Consider the following 12,820-nt stretch of genomic DNA (forward strand, 5'->3'; position numbering starts at 1 on the left):
TTAAGGTATAAGAATCACCCTTTTCCTGCAACAACTACATCAATACCCAGCTCTTCTAATTTCGCTTTCGTTTCGTTATCGATTCCGCTATCAGTAATCAAAACATCAATTTTGTTTAGATTACATATTTTACCAAATCCTCTAATGTTCATTTTTGTCGAATCAGCCAATACAATTACCTTCTCTGCAACATCGATCATTGCCTTATTTAGATGTGCTTCCAGCGCATTCGATGTGCTTAAGCCAAATTCTAAATGAATTCCATCTGTACCCAAAAACAACTTATTACAAGAAAATTGACCTAGAATCGACTCTGCGATAGGACCAACAGCCGAAGTTGAACTGTTTCGAATATCTCCACCTAATTGAATCGTATCAATACTTGGTTCTTTACAAAGCTCTAACGAAACTTTTAACGATGGCGTAAGTACTGTTAACTTCTGAAAACCCTTAATAATTCGGGACAAATAATGAATATTAGAACCCGAACCTAATATAATATAATCGTTATCACTTATATATTTCAATGCTTCTTCGGCGATTTGCTTTTTCTGCGCTACCTGCAATGCTTCCTTATCACTTATATCCCTTTCAAACGCATAAATAGGTTGCTTACTAGCTCCGCCATGCGTACGATGCAAAAGCTTTTTATTCTCTAAAAAGTTCAAGTCCTTTCGTATGGTTACGGTTGAAACATTATGTGTTTCGCACAAATCAACCACAGTCACATATCCTTTTTGATCTAATTCTTTAAGTATATCCTCTTGTCTTCTATTGATTATGGTCATTATATCTCCTATTATTTAATATTGGTTTTTTTAAAGATACAAAAATAAAATACACAAATAAATATCATTTTATTTAATTTAGTTTCGTTTAATTTCATTATGTTTGCTATTCGAAAGCAAATAAAGCTTTAAAACATCAAATACTACACATAATGAAACTACCTGAACAATTAAAAAAACTAAAACAAACTCCAGAATGGGACGTAATCATCATTGGTGGAGGAGCTAGCGGTCTTGGTACTGCACTTGACTCCGCCAGCAGAGGGTATAAAACTATTTTAGTTGAAGCAGTAGATTTCGCAAAAGGAACCTCAAGCAGAAGCACTAAATTAGTTCATGGAGGCGTACGCTATCTAGAACAAGGTGACATATCCCTTGTTAGAGAAGCACTTAAAGAAAGAGGTTTAATGGCACAAAACGCGGGGCATCTTGTAAAAAATCAATCTTTCGTAATACCTAACTACAATTGGTGGGGAGGCTACTTTTACACTATTGGACTAACAATTTATGATATGTTAGCAGGTAAATTAAGCTTGGGTAAATCTAAATATATTTCAAAGAAAAAAACAATTGAGCTACTCCCTACTGTTGAGCAAAAAGGATTAGTTAGCGGTGTTATTTATCAAGACGGTCAATTTGACGATTCGCGTTTAGCGATTAATTTAGCTCAGACCGCAGTAGAAAATGGCGCTTGCCTCTTAAACTACACTAAGGTATTAAACCTCTTAAAAGACTCTAACAATCAGGTAACTGGTGTTCAGGTAAAAAATCAAGAAACTGGAGAGTTACATGACTTAAAAGGAAAAGCTATCATAAATGCAACTGGTGTTTTCACCAATTCGATAATGAAACTAAACGATACCGTGTACAAAAAATACATTGTTCCGAGTCAAGGAATTCATCTAGTTTTTGATAAATCTTTTTTACCAAGTGACCATGCATTAATGATTCCTAAAACAAGCGATGGAAGAGTTTTATTTGCTGTGCCATGGCATGATAAAATTGTTGTAGGAACTACAGACACTTTAATTAAAAGTCACAGTTTAGAACCAATCGCATTAGAAAAAGAAATCGAATTCGTTTTAGAAACTGCTCAAAGGTTCTTAGCTAAAAAACCTACCCGAAATGATGTACTTTCTGTTTTTGCAGGATTAAGACCACTTGCCGCACCGGAAAAAGAAGGCAAAAGCACTAAAGAAGTATCCAGAAGTCACAAAATAATTGTTTCCGAAACTGGATTAATTACAATAACTGGAGGTAAATGGACTACTTATAGAAAAATTGCAGAGGATATTATTGACAAAGCAATTGAAGTTCGCCATCTTCCTAAAAAAGAATGCAAAACGGAACACATATCCATTCACGGAAACATCAAAACAAGTACTACTGATCGTGAAAACCACCTATATATATACGGAACTGACATTCCAAAAATACTAGAACTACAAATTCAAGAACCTGAATTAAAAGAAAAGTTACATCCAGATTACGACTATACGATGGCCGAAGTTGCCTGGGCTATACGACATGAAATGGCAAGAACAATTGACGATATTCTATCTAGAAGAGTGCGCCTCTTGTTCTTAGATGCTCGTGCCGCCATTGCAGTTTCAGATAAAGTAGCAAAATTACTTGCTAAAGAACTTGGACACGATGAAGCCTGGGCAGAAAATCAAACAGCCCAATTTAAAAAACTTGCCGACGGATTTCTATTAACAGAATTTAGATCAAATTAATTAAAACCAATATACACTAACCATGAAAAATAAATTAATCTTAGCACTTGACCAAGGAACAACATCGTCAAGAGCGATTGTCTTTAACCATGACGGAGAAATAGTAAACATATCACAAAAACCATTTGAGCAGATCTTCCCAAAACCAGGATGGGTAGAACATGATCCTAATGAAATCTGGTCTTCACAAATTAGTGTTGCTGCCGAAGTAATTGCAAAAACAGGAATCAATGGTAAGCAAATTGCCGCAATTGGTATCACAAACCAGAGAGAAACCACTATCGTTTGGGACAGAGAAACCAGCGAACCTATCTACAATGCAATTGTATGGCAAGATCGCAGAACAGCAAAATACTGTGATGAGTTAAAAGCTAAAGGACATGCTGAGATGATCCAGCAAAAGACTGGTTTAGTATTAGACGCCTATTTCTCTGGAACAAAAGTAAAATGGATACTAGACAATGTCCTTGGAGCGCGTGAAAAAGCAGAACAAGGAAAACTATGTTTTGGAACTGTAGATACATGGTTAATCTGGAAACTTACTCGCGGAGCCATGTTCATGACAGATGTTTCTAATGCCAGCAGAACGCTACTATTAAACATACATACACTAGAATGGGACACGGAATTACTTGAGTTATTTGATATCCCAAGAGCAATGTTACCTGAGGTAAAACAAAGTAGCGAAATATACGGAGAAACTTGCACGACTTTGTTCGCAACAAAAATTCCAATCGCTGGAGTTGCCGGAGATCAACAAGCAGCACTTTTTGGTCAATTATGTACTAAGCCTGGTATGGTAAAAAACACATACGGAACAGGTTGCTTTATGCTAATGAATACAGGAGATAAACCTGTTTATTCAAAAAATAATTTGCTAACTACTGTAGCTTGGAAAATCAACGGAAAAACAACTTACGCATTAGAAGGAAGTGTCTTTGTAGGTGGAGCAGCAGTACAATGGTTGCGCGATGGGGTAAAAATGATTGATTCAGCAGAAGAAATCGAAACATTAGCAGCAAAAGTTCCAGATAATGGTGGTGTTTATTTTGTACCTGCATTAACTGGCCTTGGTGCACCACACTGGGATCAATACGCAAGGGGTGCAATAGTAGGAATCACAAGAGGAACTACTAACGCACATATTGCACGTGCCACTCTAGAAGGAATAGCATACCAAGTATACGATTTAGTAAAGGCGATGGAAGCTGATTTTGGTAAAAAAGGAGTTGAGTTAAGGGTTGATGGCGGAGCTGCTACCAATAATTTAATGATGCAATTCCAATCGGATTTATTTGATTTTAAAGTAATAAGACCTAAAACATTAGAAACAACTGCTTTGGGAGCAGCATACTTAGCTGGACTAGCAATTGGGTATTGGGAAAGTGTTGATGATATACAAAAACAATGGTCAATAGACCGTGAATTTACTCCAGAGATGCCAAGAAATGAAGTCGATCAATTAGTTCACAACTGGGACAGAGCCGTTGGACGCGCAACAAACTGGATCGAAGATTAATTGTAAATTATAAAAAACACTAGAAGATGACCCCATTTATAGCAGAAATTGTTGGTACAATGCTAATGATTTTATTAGGCAACGGAGTAGTTGCAAACGTAGTACTTAAAGGTACTAAAGGAAACAATTCAGGATGGATTGTAATTACTACAGCTTGGGCATTTGCCGTGTTTGTAGGTGTAGTTGTAGCAGGCCCCGTAAGTGGCGCGCATTTAAACCCCATAGTTACACTAGGACTAGCACTTGTAGGTAAATTTGCTTGGAACCAAGTAGCAACTTATGTTGTCGCGCAAATAATTGGAGCGATGTTAGGCGCTTTCTTAGTTTGGTTATCCCACAAAGATCATTTTACCGCCACTGAAGATGAAGCTGGAAAATTAGCTTGCTTTAGTACAGGTCCAGCAATCAGAAATTACTCTTCTAATCTAATCAGCGAAATCATAGGAACTTTCACACTAATTTTTGTGATTTTTTATCTGTCAGGTCCAGATTTAAGTATTGCAGCCGCTACTGATGCCAAAATTGGATTAGGTTCAATAGGTGCTCTACCAGTTGCAATACTAGTATGGGCAATTGGACTGAGCTTAGGTGGCACAACTGGCTACGCTATCAATCCAGCTAGAGATTTAGGTCCAAGAATCGTACATTCCCTACTTCTAAAAGGGAACAGCGACTGGAGCTATGCTTGGGTTCCTATTGTAGGTCCAATCATAGGATCAAGCTTAGCCGCATTGTGTTTTTTACTACTTAGCTAACCTCCTTCTTAACCAAATAATCAAAATGAAGATAATAATAATTGCCGCTGTAATTTCACTTACAGGGTTAGCTGGACACGCCCAAAAAACAACGATTTCAGATACAATAGTAACACCAAAAAAAGAGACTAAAACAACTCGATTAGACTTTAACGTAGGTATAGAAACTAGCCATTTATGGAGAGGACTTGTTATCAATGATGGTATGACCGCTACTGGAAACATCCATTACGCCTTAAACGAAAGCCAAACATTCAAAGTAGGGATTTGGGGTGGAGCTGGATTTGACGGAAACTACCGTGAAATAAACTACTACGTACAGTACCAAAAAAACAATTTATCTATTGGATTGTGGGATTTATTCAATACCACTGGAATTGAAACACCAAGAGTATTTAATTATGACAAACTCACTACCACGCATATTATCGATTTAAGAACTTCCTATCGTTTTCCGGAAGCATTCCCTATTCGAATTGAAGCCGATGTATTACTGTATAGTGGTTTAAATGATCGTGAATTAAGCGACAGCAATGAGTATCGCAGCAGAAACTCAACCTATGTTGAATTGAGTTACCCAATTATTAGGAACCAAAAAGTAAATTTGAATGTCTTTTTGGGCGCTGCTTTTCCTATTAATGGAAGAAAACATTTATTTACCAACAAAATTGGAAGTGATTTTGACATCGTAAACACAGGAATAAAAGTAACAAAAAACATTGAAATTTTTCATTACAAATTGCCTGTCTCCGCAACAGCAATGTGGAATCCTTCTAATAAAATTGCAAGACTTCAAGTGGACGTAAGCTTATTTTAGATATTTAATTGTAATGCGTTTCCCAAAACCCTCTCTTATTTTCAAGAGAGGGTTTTTTTAACTCTAAAATTACAGGCGCTACTTAGCCTGGATTGTAGTGAAAAGCTCGCAACAAAAAAAGCGTAGGTTTCCTGAATTATAAAAGCGACTAAAAGAAGCTCTTTATAATACATATGAAACCTTGCTTTTTTTGTGAGAACTTGAAGCGAAAAGCCTGAAATAGCTCCTGAAATAAAAACCAAAAACAATGTTAATTCTTCATCTGACATCTTGTCATATTCATACAAATAATTGTACCTTTGCAAACTTATTAAAACACACTTTTGAAAGTGACTTATGGAAAAGATTATTGAAGAAAGCAAACAAGGGGAAAGTCTTGTTTTAGAAAATAAACCCGAGAATACAAAAAAACTATTTATAGAAAGCTATGGCTGTGCGATGAACTTTTCGGACAGTGAGATTGTAGCTTCCATTTTGTCTGGAAACGGATACAATACAACCCAAGTGCTTGAGGAAGCCGATTTAGTTTTGGTAAATACCTGTTCGATACGAGACAAAGCTGAACAAACCGTTCGCAAGCGTTTAGAGAAATACAATGCGGTAAAGCGTATAAATCCAAAAATGAAAGTTGGCGTTTTAGGCTGTATGGCTGAACGTTTAAAAACTCAGTTTCTGGAGGAAGAGAAAATCGTTGACCTTGTGGTAGGTCCTGATGCTTATAAAGATTTGCCAAACCTTTTACAAGAAGTTGAGGAAGGTCGAAATGCAATTAATGTGATATTATCGAAAGACGAAACCTATGGAGACATCTCTCCAGTTCGTTTGATGAGCAATGGAATTACTGCCTTGGTATCGATCACACGTGGTTGCGATAATATGTGTACTTTTTGCGTGGTGCCTTTTACCCGCGGAAGAGAGCGCAGCCGCGAACCGCAAAGCATCATGAAAGAAATCCAGGATTTATGGGATAAGGGATTTAAGGAAATTACGCTTTTAGGTCAAAATGTTGACAGTTACCTTTGGTATGGTGGTGGTTTGAAAAAAGATTTCGTCGCTGCAACAGAAATGCAAAAAGCTACTGCTGTAGATTTTGACCAATTATTAGAAATGGTGGCTGTTGGATTTCCGAAAATGCGCATTCGCTTTTCGACATCTAACCCGCAAGATATGCATGAAAGTGTGTTACATGTAATCGCTAAACATAATAACATCTGTAAACACATTCACTTACCCGTACAATCAGGAAGCAACAGAATTCTGAAGGAAATGAATCGTTTGCATACCCGTGAAGAATACATGACTTTGATTGATAAAATTAGAGCTATTATTCCAAACGGATCTATTTCACAAGATATGATTGCTGGTTTTCCTACTGAAACTGAAGAAGACCATAAAGATACTTTGAGTCTAATGGAGTATGTGAAGTATAATTTTGGTTATATGTATTCGTATTCGGAACGACCGGGAACATTGGCGGGAAGAAAAATGGAAGATGATGTAACGGATGAAACCAAAGCACGAAGATTACAAGAAATTGTTGACTTGCAACAAAAACATGCTTGGTCACGCTCAGAAGAATTCATTGGTCAAACTGTTGAAGTATTAGTAGAAAAAGTCTCTAAAAAATCAACTGAGGAATTCTCTGGAAGAAACTCGCAAAGTATCACTGTAGTTTTCCCAAAAGAGAATTATAAAATTGGTGACTTTGTCAATGTAAAAATAACAAGCTGTACAAGCGGAACCTTAAAAGGGGAAGCAACTGGTTTGAGCGAAATGAATTAAGAAGGTTATGATTTAAAAATTAAAATATTCCCAAGGAAGAAATTAATCTTTAAACAACACAAACTTTAAAGAAAATATAGAACATGGATACAGTTCAAGCTACAAAACAACGATTTGAGATTATCGGGAATGACCCGAAATTGAATCGTGCCATAGAAAAAGCGATTCAGGTTGCCCCTACTGATATATCAGTATTAGTTGTGGGTGAAAGCGGAGTAGGAAAGGAAAGTATTCCAAAAATCATACATTCCCTTTCTCATAGAAAGCACGGCAAATATATCGCAGTTAACTGTGGTGCAATTCCCGAAGGAACCATTGATAGCGAACTTTTTGGCCATGAAAAAGGAGCTTTTACAGGAGCTACAAGTACCCGTGAAGGTTATTTTGAAGTGGCGAACGGAGGAACTATTTTTCTTGATGAAGTGGGTGAATTACCCCTAACGACACAGGTTAGACTGCTTCGCGTACTAGAAAACGGAGAGTTTATTAAAGTGGGATCTTCACAAGTTCAAAAAACAGATGTAAGAATTGTTGCTGCCACCAATGTAAATTTGTTTGACGCTATCGAAAAAGGAAAGTTTCGTGAAGATTTATATTACCGATTAAGCACAGTTGATATTCCTTTACCGCCTTTACGTGATCGAAAAGACGACATCCATTTGCTATTCAGAAAATTTGCCGCTGATTTCGCGCACAAATATAAAATGCCTCCATTGAAACTGGACGATGATGCCGTTCTTATATTACAAAAATTTCGCTGGAGCGGAAACATTCGTCAATTACGAAATGTTGCTGAACAAATTTCTGTTTTAGAAACCAATCGCGATATTACTGCTGCGACCTTACAATCTTACTTACCAGCTGAAGGCGCTAATTTACCTTCTGTGATAAAAGATAAAAAAGGTGAGGGTGATTTTAGTAATGAAAGAGAAATCTTGTACAAAGTACTTTTTGACATGAAAAGCGACTTGCACGATTTAAAAAAACTCACTTTAGAACTAATGGAAAGTGGCAGCTCTAAAGTACAGGAAACTAATAAAAACCTGATCACTAAAATATACGGTTCTAAAGAAAATGATAGCGAAATAGATTTTGAAGAAGAACCTAGAACTGCATTACTTTCTACACAACACAAAGAGGAAATATACCAAGAGAATGACGACAATTACCTTTTTGCAGAAACTGTTGAAGAGGAAGAAGAAGTCCTGAGATTAGAACAGAAAGAGATCGAAATGATCAAAAAGTCATTAGAAAAAAACAAAGGAAAAAGAAAAGCAGCTGCTGACGAATTAGGGATTTCCGAAAGAACGCTGTACCGTAAAATAAAACAATTCGACCTTTAAAATAGTGACAAATGCTGGTTGCAGATTGTCAATTAAATTTGAATACCTTTGAATTTTAAATATAAAATGAAACACTTACACTTTATAATTGCTCTTATACTCCTTATTACTTTAAACGGATGTTCCGTTTATAACTTTACGGGAACTGGAAAAATCGACGCAAAAACTTTTCAAGTTAATTTCTTTCAGAACAATTCAGAATTGATTGAACCTGGCATCGACAGAACATTCACCCTAGCCTTACAAGACATTATCCAGAACCAAACCAATTTAAATTTGGTGAAAAACGGTGGTGATTTAACTTATGAAGGTGAAATCGTTGACTACAGAATTAGTCCTATGACTGCAACTGCTGATCAACAGGCATCACAAAATCGTTTAAAGATTAGAGTAAATGTTAGATTTACCAATAAAAACAAAGAAGTCGATAATTTCGAAAAGACATTTGAATTTTACTACGATTATCCAGCAACAACGCAGCTAAGCGGAGCAACTTTGACAACCGCATTAGATGAAATATTCGAAAGAATAACACAGGATATATTTAATGAATCGCTTGCTAAGTGGTAATAAAAGGGTCTTTAGTTGGCAGTTTTTAGTGTTCAATTCATAAACACACAGAAAAAAGGCTGTCACCCACAAGCTTTGGGGTACTAAAAACTTAAACATAACACTGAACACCAAAAAAAATGAACGTAACTGATTATACTTATCTAATAAACCAACCCAGCTCCATTACCGAGCAGCATACGCTGGCTTTGGAAAAGGTATTGGATGAGTTTCCTTATTTTCAAAGTGCAAGAGCTCTGAGATTAAAAGGACTTTACAGTCAGAATAGTTTTAAGTATAATGCTGCTTTAAAAACTACTGCTGCCAATACCACTGACAGAACTGTTTTGTTTGACTTCATTACTTCAGATAGTTTTATCGCAATTCAAAAAGATTTATTCGACAAGAAAAACCTTGATCTTTTAAATATTAATGTAATTGATGGTGAATTAATCGTTCCGGAAAGCAAGTTAGAGCCTAAAGTGAACTCTTTAGAGCAATCAATTTTAACTTCTATTAAAGGAGCCTCAGTAACCGAAGAGAAAGAAATACCAAAAGAAGCTGAAGAGAAGCTCGATATAGGTAAGCCTTTGGATTTCTCCAAAAACGAAAAACACTCTTTCCAGGAATGGCTTCAGCTGTCAAGAACTGAACCTATAGACCGGACAAATGAGATTATAGACAATACAAAAGCGGTTCAACAAGAAAAGAACAAGAAGAAAAAATTGGCCCTAATAGATAAGTTTATTGAAACTAGTCCGAAGATATCTCCAGTCAAGCACGGCGTAATTTCTACGGTACGTATTGACATTAATAAAGAGGACAATACGTATTTAATGACCGAAACATTAGCCCGAGTTTATTTGGAACAAAAGAAATATCAAAAAGCAATTCAAGCTTATGAAATATTAATTTTGAAATATCCAGAAAAAAGTAGTTTCTTTGCTGACCGTATCACGGATATTAAGATTTTACAACAAAATAATAATTAAACAATGAGCACATTTTCAATTTTTTTAGTTTTAATAACAATCGTTTGTTTCCTATTGATTGTAGTAATAATGGTTCAAAACCCTAAAGGCGGTGGACTTTCTTCTACTTTAGGTGGATCGACTCAAATGGGTGGCGTTCAAAAAACAACTGACTTTTTAGACAAGAGTACTTGGACATTAGCCACAATCTTAATCGCACTTATTTTATTGTCAAGTTTAAGCTTCACAGGAACTTTAAGCGATACGGATTCAAAAATCATCGACAATACACAAACTGCTGCTCCTGTAGCTCCAGTTACACCGGTACAAGACGCACCAGCTGCAGAATAATTCATACCGCAAAATATACTAAGTGCCAGCCTGTCAAAGCTGGCATTTTTTATAAGAAATTATGTCATCTTTTGGAGAATGGCATCATTTCTGAATTCTTAAAATGAATACATAAAATTAAAAAACATAAAATCATGGCTTTAAACATTAAACCACTTTCTGACCGCGTTCTTATAGAACCAGTTGCTGCTGAAACAAAAACTGCGTCAGGGATTTTTATTCCAGATACCGCCAAAGAAAAACCACAAAAAGGAACTGTTGTAGCAGTTGGAAACGGCACAAAAGAGCATACTATGACCGTGAAAATTGGTGATAGCGTTCTTTATGGTAAATATGCTGGTACAGAATTAAAACTGGAAGGAAAAGACTATTTGATTATGCGTGAAGACGATATTCTTGCAATTATCTAAAAATTAAGAATCAAGAAAACTTGAAACTTTAAACAAAATAAACTTTAAACAAATTAAAGAAATGGCAAAAGATATAAAATTTGATATAGAAGCACGTGACGGACTTAAACGTGGTGTTGATGCTTTAGCAAATGCAGTAAAGGTAACCCTTGGACCAAAAGGTCGTAATGTAATCATTGGAAAATCATTTGGTGGACCTACGGTAACAAAAGATGGTGTTACTGTTGCAAAAGAAATAGAATTAAAAGACCCATTAGAGAACATGGGAGCTCAAATGGTAAAAGAAGTTGCTTCTAAAACCAATGATTTAGCAGGAGACGGAACAACTACTGCAACCGTTTTAGCTCAGGCTATCGTAAAAGAAGGTTTAAAAAATGTTGCTGCCGGAGCTAATCCTATGGATTTGAAACGCGGTATTGACAAAGCTGTTGAAGCAATTGTTGCTGATTTAGCAAAACAATCACAAGTTGTAGGTACTGATTCTGATAAAATCAAACAAATCGCTTCTATTTCTGCTAATAATGACGAAGTAATTGGTGAGTTAATCGCTGATGCATTCGCAAAAGTAGGAAAAGAAGGAGTAATCACTGTTGAAGAAGCAAAAGGAACTGACACTTACGTGGATGTTGTTGAAGGAATGCAATTTGACAGAGGATACCTTTCTCCATATTTCGTTACCAATTCTGAAAAAATGGAAGTGGAACTAGAAAGTCCATATATCTTATTATATGACAAAAAAGTTTCATCTTTAAAAGAGTTACTACCGGTTCTTGAGCCAGTAGCACAATCAGGAAAACCATTATTGATTATTGCTGAAGATGTAGATGGTGAAGCATTATCGACATTGGTAGTAAACAAACTTCGTGGAGCCTTAAAAATCGCTGCTGTTAAAGCACCTGGTTTTGGAGACAGAAGAAAAGCAATGCTTGAAGATATTGCCATTTTAACTGGTGGAACTGTTATCTCTGAAGAAAGAGGATATACTCTTGAAAATACAACTATCGAAATGTTAGGTACTGCTAAAAAAGTAACTATCGATAAAGACAACACCACTATTGTAAGTGGCGCTGGTGAAGCTGACATGATCAAAAATCGTGTAAACCAAATCAAAGGTCAAATGGAAGCTACCACTTCTGACTATGATAAGGAAAAATTACAAGAACGTTTGGCAAAATTAGCTGGAGGTGTTGCTGTACTTTATGTAGGTGCTGCATCTGAAGTGGAAATGAAAGAGAAAAAAGACAGAGTTGACGATGCGCTTCATGCAACTCGTGCAGCTGTTGAAGAAGGAATTGTTGCTGGTGGTGGAGTTGCTTTACTAAGAGCTAAAAAAGTCCTAAGCGAAATAACAGCTGATAATGCTGACGAAGCTACTGGAATTCAAATTATATCTCGTGCAGTAGAATCTCCATTAAGAACTATTGTTGAAAATGCAGGTCTTGAAGGTTCTGTTGTTGTTGCAAAAGTAGCTGAAGGAAAAGGTGATTTTGGTTACAATGCTAAAACTGATGAATATGTCGATATGCTAAAAGCTGGTATTATTGATCCTAAAAAAGTAACTCGTGTAGCATTAGAAAATGCAGCATCAGTAGCAGGAATGATCTTAACTACTGAATGTGCTTTAATTGATATTAAAGAAGAAAATGGTGGCGGAAACCCAATGGGTGGCGGTATGCCAGGAATGATGTAATTCCAAACCACATATCATAAAAAAATCCGTTCACCAAAAGTGAACGGATTTTTTATTTATAACTTATTGCGAATAAAAAACTATGCTTTAAAAGCGAATGTTTTTATTA

At 36.1% G+C, this 12,820-nt stretch carries 13 protein-coding genes; 11 read left to right on the forward strand and 2 right to left on the reverse strand.

Annotation, left to right across the window (positions count from 1 at the left end; all coding sequences use genetic code 11):
- Positions 1 to 14 precede the first annotated feature (14 nt).
- Positions 15 to 788, reverse strand: coding sequence for a DeoR/GlpR family DNA-binding transcription regulator (locus BLV91_RS10090; RefSeq protein WP_091432612.1), 774 nt, complete (start codon positions 786 to 788; stop codon positions 15 to 17).
- Positions 789 to 940: 152 nt separating this feature from the next.
- Here BLV91_RS10090 and BLV91_RS10095 point away from each other — a divergent pair, with 152 nt between their 5' ends.
- From BLV91_RS10095 to BLV91_RS10110, 4 genes are read left to right on the forward strand one after another with little or no spacing between them, the layout of a single operon-like run.
- Positions 941 to 2,524, forward strand: a complete 1,584-nt coding sequence (locus BLV91_RS10095) for a glycerol-3-phosphate dehydrogenase/oxidase (protein ID WP_091432617.1) — start codon at positions 941 to 943, stop codon at positions 2,522 to 2,524.
- Positions 2,525 to 2,546: 22 nt separating this feature from the next.
- Positions 2,547 to 4,043 (forward strand): glycerol kinase GlpK, encoded by a 1,497-nt coding sequence (glpK, locus tag BLV91_RS10100; RefSeq protein ID WP_091432620.1) that lies wholly within the window; start codon positions 2,547 to 2,549, stop codon positions 4,041 to 4,043.
- A gap of 26 nt (positions 4,044 to 4,069) precedes the next feature.
- Positions 4,070 to 4,798 carry an MIP/aquaporin family protein gene (locus tag BLV91_RS10105; protein WP_091432623.1) on the forward strand — a complete coding sequence of 243 codons (729 nt, stop codon included), beginning with the start codon at positions 4,070 to 4,072 and terminating at the stop codon, positions 4,796 to 4,798.
- Between the two features lie 25 nt (positions 4,799 to 4,823).
- Positions 4,824 to 5,615 (forward strand): hypothetical protein, encoded by a 792-nt coding sequence (locus tag BLV91_RS10110; protein WP_091432626.1) that lies wholly within the window; start codon positions 4,824 to 4,826, stop codon positions 5,613 to 5,615.
- A gap of 41 nt (positions 5,616 to 5,656) precedes the next feature.
- Here the strand turns inward: BLV91_RS10110 and BLV91_RS10115 are convergent, their stop codons facing one another.
- Positions 5,657 to 5,884 (reverse strand): hypothetical protein, encoded by a 228-nt coding sequence (locus tag BLV91_RS10115; RefSeq protein WP_091432629.1) that lies wholly within the window; start codon positions 5,882 to 5,884, stop codon positions 5,657 to 5,659.
- Positions 5,885 to 5,951: 67 nt separating this feature from the next.
- On the opposite strand from BLV91_RS10115, the gene miaB reads away from it, so the two are divergent.
- From miaB to groL, 7 genes are all read left to right on the forward strand, one after another.
- The gene (miaB, locus tag BLV91_RS10120; RefSeq protein ID WP_091432633.1) at positions 5,952 to 7,397 is read left to right on the forward strand and encodes a tRNA (N6-isopentenyl adenosine(37)-C2)-methylthiotransferase MiaB; all 1,446 of its coding nucleotides are present in this window, start codon (positions 5,952 to 5,954) and stop codon (positions 7,395 to 7,397) included.
- A gap of 83 nt (positions 7,398 to 7,480) precedes the next feature.
- Positions 7,481 to 8,740 carry a sigma-54 interaction domain-containing protein gene (locus tag BLV91_RS10125; protein WP_091432636.1) on the forward strand — a complete coding sequence of 420 codons (1,260 nt, stop codon included), beginning with the start codon at positions 7,481 to 7,483 and terminating at the stop codon, positions 8,738 to 8,740.
- Between the two features lie 66 nt (positions 8,741 to 8,806).
- Positions 8,807 to 9,310, forward strand: a complete 504-nt coding sequence (locus BLV91_RS10130; protein WP_091432640.1) for an LptE family protein — start codon at positions 8,807 to 8,809, stop codon at positions 9,308 to 9,310.
- Positions 9,311 to 9,429: 119 nt separating this feature from the next.
- On the forward strand, positions 9,430 to 10,281 hold the full coding sequence (locus tag BLV91_RS10135; RefSeq protein ID WP_091432644.1) for a tetratricopeptide repeat protein: 852 nt from the start codon (positions 9,430 to 9,432) through the stop codon (positions 10,279 to 10,281).
- 3 nt (positions 10,282 to 10,284) lie between these two features.
- Complete coding sequence (gene secG / locus BLV91_RS10140; RefSeq protein WP_091432647.1) at positions 10,285 to 10,611, forward strand: preprotein translocase subunit SecG; 327 nt, start codon at positions 10,285 to 10,287, stop codon at positions 10,609 to 10,611.
- Positions 10,612 to 10,745: 134 nt separating this feature from the next.
- Entirely contained in the window at positions 10,746 to 11,021 is a 276-nt protein-coding gene (locus BLV91_RS10145; protein ID WP_007137725.1) for a co-chaperone GroES, read from the forward strand.
- A gap of 61 nt (positions 11,022 to 11,082) precedes the next feature.
- Positions 11,083 to 12,711, forward strand: coding sequence for a chaperonin GroEL (gene groL, locus BLV91_RS10150; RefSeq protein WP_007137724.1), 1,629 nt, complete (start codon positions 11,083 to 11,085; stop codon positions 12,709 to 12,711).
- Positions 12,712 to 12,820 lie beyond the last annotated feature (109 nt).

The sequence above is a fragment of the Flavobacterium degerlachei genome, from assembly GCF_900106645.1.
Classification (GTDB): Bacteria; Bacteroidota; Bacteroidia; order Flavobacteriales; family Flavobacteriaceae; genus Flavobacterium; species Flavobacterium degerlachei.

What these genes read in the sequence shown, in the direction of transcription:
- BLV91_RS10090 (WP_091432612.1), bottom strand. Translation starts at nt 788, where the DNA reads ATGACCATAATCAATAGAAGACAAGAGGATATACTTAAAGAATTAGAT.
- BLV91_RS10095 (WP_091432617.1), top strand. Translation starts at nt 941, where the DNA reads ATGAAACTACCTGAACAATTAAAAAAACTAAAACAAACTCCAGAATGG.
- glpK (WP_091432620.1), top strand. Translation starts at nt 2,547, where the DNA reads ATGAAAAATAAATTAATCTTAGCACTTGACCAAGGAACAACATCGTCA.
- BLV91_RS10105 (WP_091432623.1), top strand. Translation starts at nt 4,070, where the DNA reads ATGACCCCATTTATAGCAGAAATTGTTGGTACAATGCTAATGATTTTA.
- BLV91_RS10110 (WP_091432626.1), top strand. Translation starts at nt 4,824, where the DNA reads ATGAAGATAATAATAATTGCCGCTGTAATTTCACTTACAGGGTTAGCT.
- BLV91_RS10115 (WP_091432629.1), bottom strand. Translation starts at nt 5,884, where the DNA reads ATGTCAGATGAAGAATTAACATTGTTTTTGGTTTTTATTTCAGGAGCT.
- miaB (WP_091432633.1), top strand. Translation starts at nt 5,952, where the DNA reads ATGGAAAAGATTATTGAAGAAAGCAAACAAGGGGAAAGTCTTGTTTTA.
- BLV91_RS10125 (WP_091432636.1), top strand. Translation starts at nt 7,481, where the DNA reads ATGGATACAGTTCAAGCTACAAAACAACGATTTGAGATTATCGGGAAT.
- BLV91_RS10130 (WP_091432640.1), top strand. Translation starts at nt 8,807, where the DNA reads ATGAAACACTTACACTTTATAATTGCTCTTATACTCCTTATTACTTTA.
- BLV91_RS10135 (WP_091432644.1), top strand. Translation starts at nt 9,430, where the DNA reads ATGAACGTAACTGATTATACTTATCTAATAAACCAACCCAGCTCCATT.
- secG (WP_091432647.1), top strand. Translation starts at nt 10,285, where the DNA reads ATGAGCACATTTTCAATTTTTTTAGTTTTAATAACAATCGTTTGTTTC.
- BLV91_RS10145 (WP_007137725.1), top strand. Translation starts at nt 10,746, where the DNA reads ATGGCTTTAAACATTAAACCACTTTCTGACCGCGTTCTTATAGAACCA.
- groL (WP_007137724.1), top strand. Translation starts at nt 11,083, where the DNA reads ATGGCAAAAGATATAAAATTTGATATAGAAGCACGTGACGGACTTAAA.